Consider the following 16,487-nt stretch of genomic DNA (forward strand, 5'->3'; position numbering starts at 1 on the left):
CGAGTTTAATGTGCACGCAGCTGCGGATGTGACAAAAGGGGCAATATTGCACACCGTTACGGGCGGTCGGGCCGACCGCCCGGCCGCGCCGGGTCAGGGCGGGCGCCCGGCGGTTGGAGATAAGTCCGCTTCACGAGGTATGTGCAGCTAGCGACCCTCGTATCCGGTGCCGGCCGCGTGCCCCGCAGACACTGGGTGACGGATTGTTGACAACCGCGCCACGACCCGCGCAAAGGCCGCGGTCGAAGTTCTCGATCACGAATGGTTCGATCCCGCGGAGCGCTGGCCACCGAGCCGCGTGCACACCTCCCCCGCCCGCTACAAATCCCTAGCGCCCGCGTGATTGCGGACATCTTCCCGATATCGATGCCTTCACAGTAATGATTTTCGGTGGACCGGTAATGAGATCGGTCAAGCACTGAAACGCTGCGTTCCATGGCCGACATTGGTACCCCTGCCGACAGAAAATTGACGATAACAAAGAATAAATCGGCGACGCCAATGGAATCGGCGGCCTCCCTGATGCACCGGCGCCGTTTGCACTGCGGGCCGTCACCGAACGTCCCGCCGGCCTCACACCGCGACACCGGCCGGACTGAGTCGGCGCGGGGGTGCCGCGGCGGCTGCGCGCGCAGAACGTCCGGTTCCAGTTCCAGCCGGCGTGGTCCCCGGGCGGCCGAACGTGTCGCTGCCCTCAAAGCCGTCTGACGGTCCCGCGCCCGGATTGGCGGCGAGTTACGACTGCGGGTTGGAGTAGACGCGGTGCGGGGTGATGAGCACGGCGGCCCGCCGCTCCTCCGCCATCACGCGGTCGTAGGTGTCCCAGTCGTCGTGGGTGCCGCCGGCGGCCCGGAAGACGTCCCGGAGCAGCCGCCGCAGCGCTTCGCCGTCGACGTCGGGGTGCGGGTCGTCCGGGCCGATGATCTCGGCGTCGCCCTCCACGGCCGCCCAGCGCCAGCCCGCGCGCGCGACGATCGTGACCCGGGGGTCGGCGCGCAGGTTGCGCAGTTTGCGCGACCCGCCCTGGGCGACCAGGCCGACGACCCGGCCGTCCCGCAGCGGATGCTCCAGAACCCCCGCGTTGACCACGGACGACTGGACGCTTCCATCGCCCCGGAGCGTGCTGACGACGCACAGCCCGTGGTCGAGAGGTACGAGTTCGGCGAAGGCCGCGAGATCGATCCCCATGCCGCCAGCCTCTCACGCTCACCCGGGCAGGCCGCGGCGTCCGGCGCGCCGGTCGTGCTGTAGGAAGGCCGGATGGCAGTCATTCACAAGACGACGATGACGCCCGGCAAGCTGGAGTTGCTCGCCGCGTGGCTTCCCGGTCGGCCGTGGTACGCCGGAGCAGGGCGCGAGCCCGAACTGGCCAGGGCGGGCGGTTTCCGGCTCGACGACCCGGCCGGGGAGGTCGGCATCGAGTTCATGGTGGTCACGGACACGTCCGGCGACCGCCCCGTCTCGTACCAGGTGCCGCTGACCTACCGCGGGGCGCCGCTGGACGGGGCCGGCGGGGCGCTCATCGGCACGGCCGAGCACGGCGTCCTCGGACGGCGGTGGGTGTACGACGGCGCCCACGACCCGGTGCTGGTCGCGCAGCTCCTCGCCCTCGTCCAGGGACGTGCCGAGGCCCAGCACCAGAGCAAGAGCGACACGCCCGAGTCGTCCGTCTCGACGCATTGCGCCGGAGCCGATCTCCCGGCCATGGCCGCGATCACTGCGGTCGAGGAGGGACGGGACGGCACCGGCATCGTGCTGGCGACCGAGGACGGCGGGGCCCTGACCGTCACCGTTTCGCGCGTCCTGCGGCCGATCGGGGACGAGGACGGCGGCGAGGCCGAAGGCCGCGTCACCGCCGTCTGGCAGCCGCCGGGCGGAGCCGAGGCACGGGCATCCTTCGCCGTCATCCACACGTCCCGGTAACGCTCAGAACCGCTCTGACCAGGCGCGATGACATGGCCATTGACGATAGGCAGGTGAATACCTGCATAATGGCGGGGTGAGCCTCGAAGCGAACACGATGGATCCCGTCTTCAAGGCGCTGGCCGATCCGACGCGGCGCCTGCTGCTCGACCGGCTGCGCGAGCAGAACGGCCAGACGCTGCGCGAGCTGTGCGAACGCCTCGACATGGCGCGCCAGTCGGCGACGCAGCATCTCGACGTCCTCGTCGGGGCCGGGCTCGTGACCGTGGTCCGGCGCGGACGGGAACGACTGCACTACCTCAACCCGGCGCCGATCCACGAGATCGAGGAGCGCTGGATCTCCGTGTTCGACCGACCGCGCCTGCGGGCGCTCAGTGCCATCAAGAACCAGGCGGAGGAGTACGCCATGAGCGACACGACCGTGCCGGACTACGTCTATGTCACCTACATCCGCGCCAGCGCCGACCAGGTGTGGAAGGCCCTCACCGACGCGGACCTCACCGCGCGCTACTGGGGGCACGCCAACGTCTCGGACTGGCGGCCGGGCTCCGCTTGGGAGCACCGGCGCACCGACGGGTCGGGCGCCGTCGACGTCGTCGGACGGGTCCTGGAGGCCGAGCCCCCGACGCGGCTGGTCATCACCTTCGAGGACACCCCGGACGTCCAGCCGCCGCGGGACCCGTCGGTCGTCACCTTCCGCGTCGAGCCGCACCAGGACATCGTCCGCCTCACGGTGACGCACGAGAACCTGCCCGATCAGGAGATGCGCGCCGGCATTTCGAGCGGCTGGCCGGCCGTGCTGGCAAATCTCAAGTCGCTGCTGGAGACCGGCGACGTCCTTCCGCAGGCACCCTGGGAGATGACCGACGCACACGCCTGACCCAGCCGACAGGAGGAAGACCATGTTGGACACCGCACCGCTCCGGGACGCCTATCGCGAGTTGCTGGACGCCGCCGCCACCGTGGCCGGCTCCGATCCCGGCCCCGTCCCACCGCCCGGCGAATGGGACGCCGACCAGATCCTGGCGCACACCGTGCTGATCGGCGGCGCCACCATCACGGCCGTCTCCTCCGCCGCGACGGGCACGGTCGCGACCTACGACAACCGCCTGGCGCAGGACGCGTGGACCATCGACCACGTCATCACGCTCACCGGCCGCGGCGCGGAGTTGCGGGACCGCATCCGTCACCAGGCGGACGCCCTGTGCGCGCTCGCGATGTCATGCAGCGAGGCCGAGCTCAACACGCCCGTGCCCACCCTGCTGCTGTCCAAGGACCAGGTCCTGGTGGACGAGTTCCTGCCGCTGCGAGACCTCGTCACCGGCCTCGCGGAGGCGGAACTCCCGGGGCACACCCAGCAGCTGTTGGCCCTGTCCGCGTCCGACTAGCCGAATATTTGCCGCAGGCCGCCGAAACCCTTACCGGGTGGGCTCGGCACGCCGGTTCGGGGACGGACGATCTGCCACGACCGCGTATCGGACGCGGAGTCCGATTCCCGCCAGGCCGAGGACGGCGGCCGCAGGGGTGATGTAGGCGGGTACCGAGGAGGTGGCGTAGCTTCCGCCGCCGTTGAGACGGCATTCGAAGCGAAGCGGGACGAAGTCGATTCCGTAGTCGACGACGTGTATCGCTTTGGCCATGCCGGCGGAACGGCAGGGCAGCAGCGGTGACGAGTCGGCCCCGCCGTCCTCCGCGTACATGACGTCGGAGAGCACGAGCAACATCCCCCAGAGGTACACGCCGATCGCGGCGGCTCCGGCCAGGAGCGCGGCGGCCTTCCACGGGACGCCCGGGGAGCGCCGCTTCCGCGAAACACCCAGGACGAGGCCCCGGACAAAGAGGACAGGGGTGATGACCAGCCCGGCCAGGATGCCGAGCAGCAGAACGATCACCGACGCCATGGTCCCCCGCCGATCCACCCGATGAGTCGCCTCAAGGATGACAAAACCCCGTAATCGGTGTGCATGCCGGTCTCCTTCGCCAAGGTCGGCACCCGCCCGCTCGCCCCGTCGCCGTCCGGCCGTATGTCCCGGGCCATCGGCGCACTGCGCGGGGTTGCGCGGACGGGTTGCCGCCGCTTGCGGAAACCGTCCGGTTCCGTAGGAGGTAGCTTGGAGCGGCCGCGCACTCCAGTCAATTCTTGGATTTCCTTGGATATCTCTAAGGGATACCTTTGATAGGTGACGCTAGACGACCTGCGGGTCTTCCTGGCCGTGTGCGAGAGCCGCAACCTCAGCGCGGTCGCCCGCACCCTCTCCTGCAGCCAGCCGGCGGTCAGCCAGCACGTGAAACGGCTCGAACGCGAGATCGGCCTGGCGCTGATCGAACGCCGGCCGCGCGGGGTCGCGCCGACGGACGCGGGCCAGATCCTCTACCAGGCGGCACTGACCGGCATCGCCTCGCTCGACGCCGCGCTGCGCCAACTCCGGGAACTCCGCGACGGCAACGGCGGCACCCTGAAGATCACCACGGGCGGTGTGACGGTGCGGCACTTCATGCCGGACGCCATCACCGCGTTCCGCACCCGGCATCCGGAGGCGACCCTGAGCCTCCAGTCCGCCCACTCCACCCGCCGCTGCCTGGACCTTCTGCGCAGCGGGCAGGCGGACCTGGCGTGGATCACGCTCGACGGGCCGGTGCCCGACATCCAGCAGCGCCCGGTCATCGACCTGCCGTGGGTCCTCGTGGTCAACGCCGCCGACCCGCTGGCCGCCCGGCAGAGCATCGCCCCCGCCGACCTGCGCGCGATCCGCTACATCGCCCATCCGGCGAACTCCGCGTCACACCGGCGCCTTGAGGAGAACTTCGTCCGCCTCGGCTGCACACCCGCGGAGACCGTGGGCGTCGCCGACTGGGACACGGCGGTCCTGCTCGCCGAACTCGACATCGGCCACGCCATCCTGCCGTCCCTGCCCAGGCTGGGGCTCGCACCGTCCAGTGCGGTGCGGACCGTCCCGATCCCCGCGCTCTCCCCCATCACGGTCGGCTGGGCCGCCCGCCAATGGGACGCGCTGAGCCCCCTCGCCACCGAATTCGCCGCCCTCGTCGCCGCCGACCAGCCCCGCCACTACACCGGATCGTCCGTCTCCCACGGATAGCGGAATCGCGCGGGCCGCAACCCACCACTCATCAAGCACCCGAACCAGGGACACCTTTCTTCCGGCCGCCACCGAGACCGGAAACTATCGGCACCGACGCGGTGCTCCCCAGCGAATCCGCGCCGACCTGGAACGCGCGGGGGCACGGGATTGGCCGACCGAAGTGAAGGCGACCCTCAGCCCGCAGTCGCGCGCTTGGCGCTCCCGGACTGACCGGACGGAACGGCGGGGCGCGCGTTCAGCCGAGGACGAAGGGGAGCCTCGCAGCGAGGTCGCCCAGAGCAGCTTTCTCCGCGTCCGTCGGGGGACGGCGGCCGGTGCCGACGAGCAGCGCGTCCCGGTCGGAGAGCGCGGCCGGGAACGGTGTTCCGGCGATCTTCTCCAGCATCGCGCGTGCGGCGGCCAGGGTTTCGGCGGGCGGGTCGGTGGCCGCAGGCAGGTGCGCGATCAGGTCGAGGTGGTGCAGCGTCCATTCCATGACGTACGCGGACAGGTAGTCGCCGGCGGTCAGCACCATGTCCTGGGTGCCGACGCGGAGGGCCGGGTCGGCGAGTCCGGCGGCGCGGCCGGCGGCGGCGCCGACGTCGTCGAGGTGGAACTTCAGCAGGCTCGGGTCGCCGTAGGCGGCGGCCAGCCGCGGGATCAGCGCGTCCAGCGGGTCGTCGCCGGTCGGGGGCTCGACGAGCTTCCAGTAGGTGACCGAGTCCGCGGTCGGTTCCGCGTCGGCGGGCGTGACCAGGGTGATCAGTACGTCCTGCGCGTCGATGACCAGATGGCACACCAGGTCGCGGACGAGCCAGCCGGAACACCCGGACGGCCGCTCGAAGTCGTCGCCGGAGAGTTCGCCGACCGCCGCGCGCAACGCCGTCCAAGAGCGTGAGAACAGGTCCATTCCGGCAAAGCTAGTGCCGCGGGAATGAAGCCGGTGCGGCTTCATGTTGACCATCGTCGTCCGATTCCCCTACTCCCGGGAAGAAGGCGGGCTCATGACGCCCTCGCCGACCGCCATGCACGCCGTCCAGCTCTCCGGTCCGGGCCCGGTGGAGAACCTGCGGCTGACCACGCTTCCGCTCCCGCCGGAACGGGACGGCTGGGTGCGCATCCGCGTCGAGGCGTTCGGCCTCAACCGCTCGGAGTTGAAACTCCGGCTCGGGGTGAGCGTCGGCGTCACCTTCCCCCGGGTGCCGGGCATCGAGGCCGCCGGGACGGTCGATGCGGCACCGCCTGGCAGCGGGCTGGAGCGGGGGCAGAAGGTCGTCGCGATGATGGGCGACATGGGGCGCACCTACGACGGCGGCTACGCCGAGTACACCTCGGTGCCGCTGTCCCAGGTCATCCCCATCGAGAGCGACCTGCCCTGGGAGGTGCTGGGCGCCCTGCCGGAGATGGTGCAGACCGCCCACGGCTCGCTCACCGTCGGCCTCGACCTGCGGCCAGGCCAGTCGCTGCTGATCCGCGGTGGGACGTCCTCGGTCGGCCTGGCCGCCGCCGCGCTCGCCGGATGGCGCGGCGCCACGGTGCTGTCCACGACCCGGCGGGCCGACCGCCTCGCCTTCCTGAAGGAGCGCGGCGTAGACCACCCGCTGCTCGACACCGGCGAGGTCGCGCCCGCGGTCCGCGAACTGTTCCCGGACGGCGTCGACGCCGCCCTCGACCTCGTCGGCACGCCGACCCTGCCCGACACCCTGCGGACGGTGCGCGTCCACGGCACGGCCTGCTTCGGCGGGAGCCTCTCCAACCAGTGGACGGTCCGGGACTTCTCCCCCAACGAGTACATCCCGAGGGGCGTCCGGCTGGCGGGCTACTTCGGTGACGCCGCCGACCTGTCCCGGGAGGCACTCCAGGAAATCCTCGACGCGGTCGCGGCCGGACGGCTGGCCTTCCCCGTGGACCGCGTCTACGACGGCCTGGAGCAGGTGCCGCAGGCCCACGACGACATGGAGCACAACCGCGCCACCGGCAAACTCGTCGTCCGCGTCCGGCATTGACCCAGGCCGGTGGAAAAAGGGTTGGACGGACGGCGTCCGGGTGTTAACGTGCCGGAGGCCGTGACATCACGCGAGGAGGTGAGACCCATGAACGCTGTATCGATGTGGGTGCTCCCTCGTCGTTCACGGTAGGGCGATCGACGTAGGGGTCGCCGGGAGCGCCGCAGCAGGCAAGGCACTCCCGAAAGGCAGAACCCATGCGCTCTGTACCCGTCCAATCCGTGCGTTTCAGTGCGGAGACATCGTCCGACGGTGTCCTCGCACGCGAATTCTCCGTGGGCGACATCCCCGGCATGCTCTGGACGCCCGCCTCCGGCGGCGACCGCGCCCCGCTCGTCCTGCTGGGGCACGGCGGCGGCCGTGACAGCAAGGCCCCGCCGACGGCCGGCCGCGCCCACCTCCTCGTCACCCGCTGCGGCTTCAACGTCGCGGCCATCGACGCGCCCGGCCACGGCGACCGTCCGCGCACCGACATCGACGACCGTGAAATCGCCGCGATGCAGGCGGCGATGGCCTCGGGGGAACCGGTCGGGCCGATCGTCGTCCCCTACAACCTGCATCTGGCGGAGCGCGCCGTACCGGAATGGCAGGCGACCCTGGACGCCCTCCAGCAACTGCCCGAGATCGGCGACGAAGGCCCGGTCGGCTACTACGGCCTCAACATGGGGACCGCGATCGGGATGCCGCTGACGGCGGCCGACCCCCGGATCACCGCCGCCGCTTTCGGCATCTTCTGGCACAACGAGTACCTGGCCGAGGTGGCGAGCCGCATCACCGTCCCGGTCGAGTTCGCGCTCCAGTGGGACGACCAGCACATCCCGCGCCAATCCGGCCTCGCGCTGTTCGACGCCTTCGCCTCGAAGGAGAAGACGCTGCACGCGAACGCGGGCACGCACAAAGAGGTGCCCAGATTCGAGTCCGACAGCGCCGTGCGCTTCTTCGCCCGCCACCTGAGCGGCGCCGCGGCCTGACCTGACCGGTATCGGCGTCCACCAGAACGCGGACGCCGATACCGGCTATGCCGCCAGGAGGACGAGGGCGGTGAGCTTCGCGAGTCCGTCGTTGGTCGCGCCTTCGCTGTCGTTCAGCCCGCTCGCCAGCAGATCGCCCTTCTTGATGACCGCCTGGAGGGCGAGGACGCGGTTGAGGTGCCCGACGTAACCTCCGTCGGTGCCCTCGATGGCGACCTTCTCGTAGCCGCCGGCGGCCTCGATCTCCTTCCGCGCCGTCGCCCAGCCCTCGGCAGAGGTCTCCTTGAGCGCGAGCGTGACGTTCGTCCCGTCCGCGAGGCTGTAGGTGCAGGTGTCGAGGCCGCGGTTGGCGGGCATGTCGTTCCGGTCGAACTCGGCGCCGGTCGGCGTGGGGACGCCGAGCACCTTCCCGACCGTCTCCACCGGGATGATCTTGCAGATGCTCCCCTTCCCGCTCCACTTACCGACAGGGGTCTCGGATACCTGAAGGGTCTTCTCCTGAGCGGCCGGGGCGGACGACGCGGACGACGCGGGCGGCTGGGCGGGGCCGGATTCGGCGGCCCCGGCCTTCCCCTCCTCGCCCGTCCCGCAGGCCGCGAGCATCGCCACGGCGAATGCAGTCGCCAGGGTGGGGAGGATGACAGGGCGCACGTTGAACAGCTCCTTTACGCGGTGAGATCCCGGCCTTTGGTCAGCGTGCCCGCGTGGGCCACGGTGCCTCCCGGCCGGTGGAGGCGGACGATCCGGTCACTCTTCGACGGGCGGCGGCCGGATTCACCGTGCTGGTGGTCCCAAGGAGGTCCTGGTAGAAGTCCAACCGCGTGGCGCCGTGTCCCCTCCCCTCCGGGGACGGGGCCCGACTACCGACTTCAGCAGCTGGGGACCTGTTTCGGCCACCGGGAAAACGCGGAATGTGCGGTCCGGAAGCGGACACCGAAGGACCCGGGCAGCGAACTCGACACCGAACCGGAGGACTGGGAGCTCTACCTCACAGCGCCTGCAGGCATTTCCACGATGCACTCGGAACGGCATCATGGTGGTATGAGCGATGATCAGCGGCACGGGGACACGGCCGGCCGGTGGCGTGAGCTTCCGCCGCATATGCGGCTGGAGGACACGGTGGCCGTCCAGGAGACGCCGCCCAAGCCTCAGGTCATCGCGGACTCGGGCCGCTTCGAACTCGACGAGGACATCCGCTACCCCGGCTGACCGCCGACGCGGCCGCCGGGGGAACGCGGGATGCGGGTCAGGCGATTCGGTCGATGATCAAGGGGTGGAGGGACGGGGTCCCGCCGGGCTCGATCTCGTAGGCGCCGTCCAGGGACTCCAGGGCGCGCGCGAAACGGGTCTCGTCGTCGGTGTGGAGGGTCAGGAGGGGTTGTCCCTCCTTGACCGTGTCGCCCGGCTTGGCGTGGCAGGTCACGCCTGCGCCGAACGAGACCGGGTCCTCCTTGCGGGCGCGGCCCGCGCCGAGGCGCCAGGCCGCCACGCCGACTCCGTAGGCGTCCAGCTTCGTCAGGACGCCGGAGGACGGGGCCGTGACCGTGTGCGTCTCGCGGGCGGACGGCAGCGGCGCGTCCGGGTCACCGCCCTGGGCGGTGATCATGCGGCGCCAGACGTCCATGGCGGAGCCGTCCTTCAGCGCGTCCGCCGGGTCCTTCGAGGTCAGGCCGGCGGCGGCGAGCATCTCGCGGGCCAGGGTCAGGGTCAGCTCGACCACGTCGGACGGGCCGCCGCCGGCGAGGACCTCGACGGATTCCGCGACCTCGACGGCGTTGCCCACCGCGTTGCCGAGCGGACGGTCCATGGCGGTCAGCAGGGCGATCGTGCGGAGGCCGTGGTCGGTGCCGATCGCGACCATCGTCTCGGCCAGTTCGCGGGCGTTGTCGACCGTCTTCATGAAGGCGCCGGAGCCGACCTTCACGTCGAGCACCAGGGCGCCCGTGCCCTCGGCGATCTTCTTCGACATGATCGAGGAGGCGATCAGCGGGATCGACTCGACCGTGCCCGTCACGTCGCGGAGCGCGTACAGCTTGCGGTCGGCCGGGGCCAGGCCGCTGCCCGCCGCGCAGATCACCGCGCCCGCGGACCGCAGGACGTCCAGCATCTCCGCGTTCGACAGCGACGCCTTCCAGCCCGGGATCGACTCCAGCTTGTCGAGCGTCCCGCCGGTGTGGCCGAGGCCGCGGCCCGACAACTGCGGGACGGCGGCGCCGCACGCCGCTACCAGCGGCGCCAGCGGCAGGGTGATCTTGTCGCCGACGCCGCCCGTCGAGTGCTTGTCGGTGGTCGGGCGGTCGAGGGACGACCAGTCCATCCGCTCGCCCGACCGGATCATCGCCTCCGTCCAGCGGGCCACCTCGGGACGGGTCATGCCGTTCAGCAGGACCGCCATCGCCAGCGCCGACATCTGCTCCTCGGCGATCGCGCCCCGCGTGTAGGCGTCGACCGCCCAGTCGATCTGCGCGGGGGTCAGCTCGCCCCCGTCGCGCTTGGCGCGGATGACGTCAATGGCGTCCACGGATCACGCTCTCTCGATCAGGTCGTCGGGGCCGAACGCGTCCGGCAGGACGTCCGACATGGGCAGGATGCCGCGGACGGTCTCCAGCAGCATCGGGGCGCCGCCGTGCTCCCAGAGGAGCTGGCGGCAGCGCCCGCAGGGCATCACGGGGTCGCCGTGCTTGTCGACGACCGCGACGGCGACGAGCCGGGGCCGCTCCGGCTTGCCGGGGCCGTGCAGCGCCGACACGAGCGAGCATTCCGCGCAGAGCCCGACCCCGTACGAGGCGTTCTCCACGTTGCACCCGGTGATGACCCGGCCGTCGTCGGTCAGGGCGGCGGCGCCGACCGGGAAACCGGAGTACGGGCAGTACGCGCGCGTCATCGCCTCCCGCGCGGCGTCGCGCAGGGCCGGCCAGTCGATCTCCATGCCCTTATCGTGCCTCACCGCGGCGGTACTGGATCCCGTTGGCGGCGGGCATGCGGAGCCGCTGGCTGGCCAGGGCCAGGACGAGCAGGGTCGTCAGGTGCGGCGTGAAGGAGACCAGCTCGCCGGGGACGATCTCGCTCATCAGGAACCAGGCGAGCAGCCCGGCGGCCGACACCAGCGCCAGCACCGCGCCGAGGTAGGCGTTGCGCATCTCGCGGCGGTTCAGGTCGCTGGTGAGCTCGCCCCGCAGCCGGTTCGCGCGGATCCCCTGCCACACCGCGACGGCGACCAGCAGGACCGCCACGAACAGCAGCAGCGCGTGGACGGACTGCCCGCCGCCGCGCACGTTCATCGCGTCGGTGTACCCGAACAGCAGCGAGCCCGCGGTGAGCCCGCCCGGACGCCAGTTGCCGAAGATCATGGCGGCGAGGCCGATGAAGCCGCGGCCGTTGGTCTGGCCGTCCTGGTAGAGCGGGGCGGCGACGGTGACGAGGAACGCGCCGGCCAGGCCGGAGAACGCGCCGGAGATGACCACCGCGGCGTACTTCATCCGGTACACCTGCACGCCGAGCGACTCGGCCGCGTACGGGTCCTCGCCGCAGGAGCGGATGCGCAGGCCGAACGGGGTCCGCCACAGGATCAGGAAGCTCAGCGGGACGAGCAGCAGCGACACGAGCGTCAGCAGCGACATGTCGCTGGTCAGCCCGCGGACGATGCCGGCGACATCGGAGAGCAGGAACCAGTGGTGGCCCTCCAGCGAGCCGAGCCAGTCGGGGCTCTGCCAGCCGCCGATCTTGCCGCCGGACAGCACCGGCAGCGTCAACGTCATGATCGGATCGACCGGTGGCGACTGCCGCGGCCCGCCGCCGAGCGCCTTCGCCGCGCCGGTGTCGAAGATCAGCCCGGCGAGGAACTGCGTCAGCCCCAGCCCGAGGATGTTGATCGCGACGCCGGACACGATGTGGTCGACGCCGAACGACACCGTCGCGATGGCGTGCAGCAGGCCGCCGAGCGCGCCGCCGATGATCCCGGCGAGGACGCCGATCCACGGGCCCCACTGGTAGCCGGCCCACGCACCCGTCCAGGTGCCGAGGATCATCATGCCCTCGAGGCCGATGTTGATCACGCCGGAGCGCTCCGACCAGAGCCCGCCGAGGCCGGCGAGGAAGATCGGCACGGCGAGGCGCAGCGAGGCGCTGACCGTCCCGCTGGACGTCACCGGGTCGGCGTCGTCGATCACGCGGACCAGCGACAGCAGCACCAGCAGCCCGGCGATGATCAGCGCGTAGTGCGGCCAGCGCAGCTGGATCTTGCGGGACCCGGCCTTCACGGCGGCCACCGTCTCGGTCGCGGCGCTCATGAGGCGCTCCCAGCGGCCTCGCGGGCCAGGTCGTGGCCGGTGGCCAGCTCGGCGGCGACGGCCCGCTGCTGGAGCCGGATCTCCCAGCGCCGGACGAGCTCGTACACGATGACGACGGTCAGCACGACCACGCCCTGCATGACCCCGACGATCTCCTTCGGCACGTCGACCTCCTGCAGCACGTCGGAGGTCTGGTCGAGGAACGCGAACAGCAGCGCGGCGAGCGCGATGCCGGCCGGATGGTTGCGGCCGAGCAGCGCCACCGTGATGCCGGTGAAGCCGAGCCCGGCCGGGAAGTTCAGCGAGTACTCGTACGACGCGCCGAGCAGCTCCGGCATGCCGATCAGGCCGGCCACCACACCGGACGCGATCATCGTGTAGACGATCATGCGCCGGGCGTTGACGCCGCTGGCCTGCGCGGCGGACGCCGACAGCCCCGAGATCTTCAGGTCGAACCCGAACCGGGTGTAGTTGATGACGACCCAGAACACGATCCCGACGAGGATCGCGAGGGGCAGCAGCCCGTACACGTCGCCGGGCAGGTCGATGCCGATCGAGGCCAGGAAGCCGTTCAGCCCGCCGACCCGTCCCGACTCGGGGATCTGCGCGGTCGCGACGTTGTTGCTGCCCGGCCGCACCTCGGCGAGCCGCTTGTCGTTCAGCAGGTAGGCGATGACGCCGGTCGCGATCGCGTTCAGCATGATCGTGGACAGCACCTCGCTGACCCCGCGGGTCACCTTCAGCACGCCCGCGATCGCGGCCCACAGCCCGCCCACGACCATCGCGGCGACGATCACCAGCAGCTGCCCGAACGGAGCGGGCAGGGTGAGCGCGCCGCCGAGCGCGGCGGCGAGGAACGCGGCGATGCGGTACTGGCCGTCCACGCCGATGTTCAGCAGCGCCATCCGGAACCCGATCGCCACCGCGACCGCCGACAGGTAGTAGCGGGTCGCGCGGTTGACGATGTCGACGATCGAGTTCTCGGTGGTGCCGTAGTCGATCATGCTCTGGATCGAGCTGATCGGGTCGGCGCCGGTGATCCGCAGCAGGACCATCGTGATGCCGAGCGAGATCAGCAGCGCCAGCACCGGCGCGCCGATCTTCAGGCCGAGCCCGGTCGGGCCCATCCCCTTGATGACCGCCTTCCAGGCCGGCACCGCGGCGATCTCCGCCGCGCCGGGCGTGGTCGCGGTCCCGCCGGACGCGGGCGGCCCGCCGGAGTCAGCCCCCGGCGCAGGCTCGGGCGGCTCGGCGGACGTGGTCTCCGAGGGGTCGGGTTCGCGCTGCTCCGGTACGGACGGCTCGCGTCCCTCCGGTTCGCCGCCCGGCGGCGTCGGGTCCTTCGGGTCGCTCATGAGGCGCCGCCCGCACCGGTCATGGCGGAGCCGAGTTCCTCGGGGGTGACGGTCCGCGGATCGACCTCCGCGACCAGCCGGCCCCGCAGGATCACGTGCAGGGTGTCGGACATTCCGATGAGTTCCTCAAGGTCTGCGCTGATCAGCAGCACGGCCAGCCCGTCCGCGCGGGCCTGCCGCAGGTAGTCCCAGATGGCGGCCTGGGCGCCGACGTCGATGCCGCGCGTCGGGTGCGCGGCGATCAGCAGCCGCGGGTCGCCGGACATCTCCCGCCCGACGATCAGCTTCTGCTGGTTGCCGCCCGACAGCGCGGCGGCGGGCACGTCGATCCCGGGCGTCCGGACGTCGTACTCCCGGACGATCCGGGTCGTGTCGCGGCGGGCGCCCCGCCGGTCCACCCACGGGCCGCGGACGTTCGGCTTCTGCGTCTGGTGGCCCAGCATCCGGTTCTCCCAGAGCGAGCCTTCGAGGACGAGCCCGTGCCGGTGCCGGTCCTCGGGGATGTAGGCGATGCCGGCCTCGCGGCGCCGCCGGGTCGCCCAGTGGGTGATCTCCTCGCCGCCGTAGACGATCGTCCCGGCGTCCGCGCCGCGGATGCCCATGATCGCCTCGATGAGCTCGCTCTGCCCGTTGCCCTCGACGCCCGCCAGCCCGACGATCTCGCCGCGGCGGATGCGCAGCGACACCTCGTCCACCACGGGGCGGCCCTCGCCGGTGAGCACGGTCAGCCCGCCGATGTCCAGCTGGACGTCGGAGGTGACGGTCGACTCGCGCAGCTCCGGCGTCGGCAGCTCCGACCCGACCATCAGCTCGGCCAGCCTCCGCGAGGTGACCTCGCGGGGGTCGAGCCGGGTCGCGACGGTGGTGCCGCGCCGGATCACCGAGATCGTGTCGGCGACGGTCAGCACCTCGTCCAGCTTGTGCGAGATGAACAGCACGGTGAGGCCCTCGGCGCGCAGCTCCCGCAGGTTGCCGAACAGCTCGTCGACCTCCTGCGGGACGAGCACCGCGGTCGGCTCGTCCAGGATCAGCACGCGGGCGCCCCGGTACAGCACCTTGAGGATCTCCACGCGCTGCCGCTCGCCGACGCCGAGGTCCTCCACCAGCGTGTCGGGGTCGACGCGCAGCCCGTACGCCTGCGACATCTCCTTGATCTTGGCGCGGGCCGCGGCGAAGTCGATGCGGCCGCGCCGCCGGCCCTTGCCGCGGGGCTCGGCGCCGAGGACGACGTTCTCCAGCACGGTCAGGTTGTCGGCCAGCTTGAAGTGCTGGTGGACCATGCCGATGCCGCGGCCGATCGCGTCGGCCGGGGTCCGGAACGAGACCTGCTCGCCGTCGACCTCGATGGTGCCCTCGTCCGGCTTCTGCATCCCGTACAGGATCTTCATCAGCGTGGACTTGCCGGCGCCGTTCTCACCGCAGAGCGCGTGCACCTCGCCGCGCTCGATGGTGAGGTTGATGTCGCGGTTGGCCACCACTCCGGGGAACCGCTTGGTGATCGATGTCAGCCGCACGGCCGGCACCTGGTCAGGCACGAGTGCCCCTCCTCCTGCCTCGAACGCGCTGTCTTGGGCGGTGGACGTCGCCGCGTCTCGCAATGAACGTCCCGGACGAACGTCCCGGGGGTGAACGCGCCGCCGCACCGGAAGCCACCCGGCGGGTGACTCCCGGTGCGCGGTTACGGCCGGGCGAAACGGCCCCACGTCACCGTGCGGGGACGTCCCCCCGCACTCCCGGTCGGCCGGTCAGGGCTTCGTCGGGACCTTGATCTCGCCGCTGACGATCTTGGCCTTCAGCTCGTCCAGCTTGGCCTTGATGTCGTCGACGTTGCCGCCGGACGTCGAGTAGCCGACGCCGTCGTTGCTGAGGTCGTAGGTCTTGGTGCCGGCCTTGAACGAGCCGTCGGCGACGCTCTCCACGAAGTCGAACACCGACACGTCCACGTGCTTCACCATGGAGGTGAGGATGTGCTCCTTCACCCCGGCGACCGCGGGCTGGTTGTACTGGTCGGAGTCGACGCCGATGGCCCACTTGCCGGCCGCGCCGACGGTCTTGATGACACCGATGCCGGCGCCGCCCGCGGCGTGGTAGATGACGTCCGCGCCCTGGTCGAGCTGGCCCTTGGCGGCCTCGTTGCCGAGGCTGGTGTCCTTGAAGCCGTTGAAGTTCGGCGGCTGCGTCAGGTACTTCGCCGGCAGGATCTTGATGCCCGGCTTGGCCGCCTTCGCGCCCGCCTCGTAACCGGCCTGGAACTTCTGGATCAGCGGCACGTTGACGCCGCCGATGAACCCGATCGTGCCGGACTTCGACTTCAGCGCCGCGGCCGCCCCGACCAGGAAGGAGCCCTGCTCCTCGGCGAAGCACGAGCCGCTGACGTTCGCGCCCTCGACCTTGCACTGGTCGGCGTCGACGACGAGGAACTTGGTGTCCGGGAAGTCCTTGGCGACCTTGTTGACCGAGGCGGTGTAGGCGAACCCGACCCCGATGATCGGGTTGTAGCCCTTGTTGGCCATCAGCCGAAGGCGCGACTCCTTGTCGGAGTCGGGCTCGTCCGGCTTGGCGGAGATCTCCTCCGTCTGGAGGTTCAGGTCCTTCTTGGCCTTGTCCAGGCCGGCGGCGGCCGAGTCGTTGAAGGACTGGTCGCCGCGCCCGCCGATGTCGAAGGCGAGGCCGACCTTGAGGGTCTTCTTGGCGCCCTCGTCACCGCCGCCGGTGTCCGCCTTCTTGCCGCCGCACGCGGAGGCACCGCTCAGCGTCAGTGCCGCACCCGCCACGGCGACGAGCGTCGTCTTCAGTCCACGGCGCAAGGTAGCGCTCCTTCCGTTCCCCACCCACGGGTCGGCGACCGCTTCGGTCACCGAAA

The 16,487-nt window shown here is 71.0% G+C and carries 17 protein-coding genes; 7 read left to right on the plus strand and 10 right to left on the minus strand.

Annotated elements, in window-relative coordinates:
* Window positions 1–735 precede the first annotated feature (735 nt).
* Window positions 736–1,188: a TIGR03618 family F420-dependent PPOX class oxidoreductase gene (locus ABFX46_RS24845; protein ID WP_346045641.1), complete on the minus strand. Its 453-nt coding sequence runs from the start codon at window positions 1,186–1,188 to the stop codon at window positions 736–738.
* A gap of 72 nt (window positions 1,189–1,260) precedes the next feature.
* On the opposite strand from ABFX46_RS24845, the gene ABFX46_RS24850 reads away from it, so the two are divergent.
* From ABFX46_RS24850 to ABFX46_RS24860, 3 genes are all read left to right on the plus strand, one after another.
* Entirely contained in the window at window positions 1,261–1,923 is a 663-nt protein-coding gene (locus ABFX46_RS24850) for a maltokinase N-terminal cap-like domain-containing protein (RefSeq protein WP_346045642.1), read from the plus strand.
* A 76-nt stretch (window positions 1,924–1,999) separates the two neighbouring features.
* Window positions 2,000–2,803, plus strand: a complete 804-nt coding sequence (locus tag ABFX46_RS24855) for an ArsR/SmtB family transcription factor (protein WP_346045643.1) — start codon at window positions 2,000–2,002, stop codon at window positions 2,801–2,803.
* Between the two features lie 22 nt (window positions 2,804–2,825).
* Window positions 2,826–3,311 (plus strand): DinB family protein, encoded by a 486-nt coding sequence (locus ABFX46_RS24860; RefSeq protein ID WP_346045645.1) that lies wholly within the window; start codon window positions 2,826–2,828, stop codon window positions 3,309–3,311.
* A 30-nt stretch (window positions 3,312–3,341) separates the two neighbouring features.
* Here the strand turns inward: ABFX46_RS24860 and ABFX46_RS24865 are convergent, their stop codons facing one another.
* Window positions 3,342–3,815 carry a hypothetical protein gene (locus ABFX46_RS24865; RefSeq protein WP_346045646.1) on the minus strand — a complete coding sequence of 158 codons (474 nt, stop codon included), beginning with the start codon at window positions 3,813–3,815 and terminating at the stop codon, window positions 3,342–3,344.
* Between the two features lie 288 nt (window positions 3,816–4,103).
* Between ABFX46_RS24865 and ABFX46_RS24870 the strand changes: the two genes are divergently transcribed.
* Window positions 4,104–5,021, plus strand: a complete 918-nt coding sequence (locus ABFX46_RS24870; RefSeq protein WP_346045647.1) for a LysR family transcriptional regulator — start codon at window positions 4,104–4,106, stop codon at window positions 5,019–5,021.
* Window positions 5,022–5,259: 238 nt separating this feature from the next.
* Here ABFX46_RS24870 and ABFX46_RS24875 read toward each other — a convergent pair whose 3' ends face one another.
* On the minus strand, window positions 5,260–5,913 hold the full coding sequence (locus ABFX46_RS24875) for a maleylpyruvate isomerase N-terminal domain-containing protein (protein WP_346045648.1): 654 nt from the start codon (window positions 5,911–5,913) through the stop codon (window positions 5,260–5,262).
* Between the two features lie 94 nt (window positions 5,914–6,007).
* On the opposite strand from ABFX46_RS24875, the gene ABFX46_RS24880 reads away from it, so the two are divergent.
* Both ABFX46_RS24880 and ABFX46_RS24885 read left to right on the plus strand, forming a co-directional pair.
* A complete protein-coding gene (locus tag ABFX46_RS24880) occupies window positions 6,008–7,009 on the plus strand; it encodes a zinc-binding dehydrogenase (RefSeq protein ID WP_346045649.1) in 1,002 nt (333 codons plus the stop codon).
* Window positions 7,010–7,230: 221 nt separating this feature from the next.
* A complete protein-coding gene (locus ABFX46_RS24885; RefSeq protein ID WP_346045651.1) occupies window positions 7,231–7,980 on the plus strand; it encodes an alpha/beta hydrolase family protein in 750 nt (249 codons plus the stop codon).
* A gap of 45 nt (window positions 7,981–8,025) precedes the next feature.
* Here ABFX46_RS24885 and ABFX46_RS24890 read toward each other — a convergent pair whose 3' ends face one another.
* Window positions 8,026–8,631, minus strand: coding sequence for a hypothetical protein (locus ABFX46_RS24890; protein ID WP_346045652.1), 606 nt, complete (start codon window positions 8,629–8,631; stop codon window positions 8,026–8,028).
* 390 nt (window positions 8,632–9,021) lie between these two features.
* Between ABFX46_RS24890 and ABFX46_RS24895 the strand changes: the two genes are divergently transcribed.
* Window positions 9,022–9,189, plus strand: a complete 168-nt coding sequence (locus ABFX46_RS24895; protein ID WP_346045654.1) for a hypothetical protein — start codon at window positions 9,022–9,024, stop codon at window positions 9,187–9,189.
* Window positions 9,190–9,226: 37 nt separating this feature from the next.
* Here ABFX46_RS24895 and ABFX46_RS24900 read toward each other — a convergent pair whose 3' ends face one another.
* The 6 genes from ABFX46_RS24900 to ABFX46_RS24925 all read right to left on the minus strand — a co-directional run bounded on the left by ABFX46_RS24900 (window position 9,227) and on the right by ABFX46_RS24925 (window position 16,431).
* Window positions 9,227–10,501, minus strand: coding sequence for a thymidine phosphorylase (locus tag ABFX46_RS24900; RefSeq protein ID WP_346045656.1), 1,275 nt, complete (start codon window positions 10,499–10,501; stop codon window positions 9,227–9,229).
* A 3-nt stretch (window positions 10,502–10,504) separates the two neighbouring features.
* Entirely contained in the window at window positions 10,505–10,909 is a 405-nt protein-coding gene (locus tag ABFX46_RS24905) for a cytidine deaminase (RefSeq protein WP_346045658.1), read from the minus strand.
* A gap of 4 nt (window positions 10,910–10,913) precedes the next feature.
* Window positions 10,914–12,269: an ABC transporter permease gene (locus ABFX46_RS24910; protein ID WP_346045660.1), complete on the minus strand. Its 1,356-nt coding sequence runs from the start codon at window positions 12,267–12,269 to the stop codon at window positions 10,914–10,916.
* Window positions 12,266–13,624 (minus strand): ABC transporter permease subunit, encoded by a 1,359-nt coding sequence (locus ABFX46_RS24915; protein ID WP_346045662.1) that lies wholly within the window; start codon window positions 13,622–13,624, stop codon window positions 12,266–12,268. Before ABFX46_RS24915 ends, ABFX46_RS24910 begins: the two co-directional genes overlap by 4 nt.
* Complete coding sequence (locus ABFX46_RS24920) at window positions 13,621–15,159, minus strand: ABC transporter ATP-binding protein (protein ID WP_346045664.1); 1,539 nt, start codon at window positions 15,157–15,159, stop codon at window positions 13,621–13,623. The genes ABFX46_RS24915 and ABFX46_RS24920 overlap by 4 nt, the downstream gene beginning before the upstream one ends.
* Before the next feature lie 210 nt (window positions 15,160–15,369).
* Window positions 15,370–16,431, minus strand: coding sequence for a BMP family lipoprotein (locus ABFX46_RS24925; protein WP_346045666.1), 1,062 nt, complete (start codon window positions 16,429–16,431; stop codon window positions 15,370–15,372).
* Window positions 16,432–16,487: the final 56 nt, after the last annotated feature.

The organism is Actinomadura chokoriensis, assembly GCF_039529475.1.
Lineage (GTDB): Bacteria > Actinomycetota > Actinomycetes > Streptosporangiales > Streptosporangiaceae > Spirillospora > Spirillospora bangladeshensis.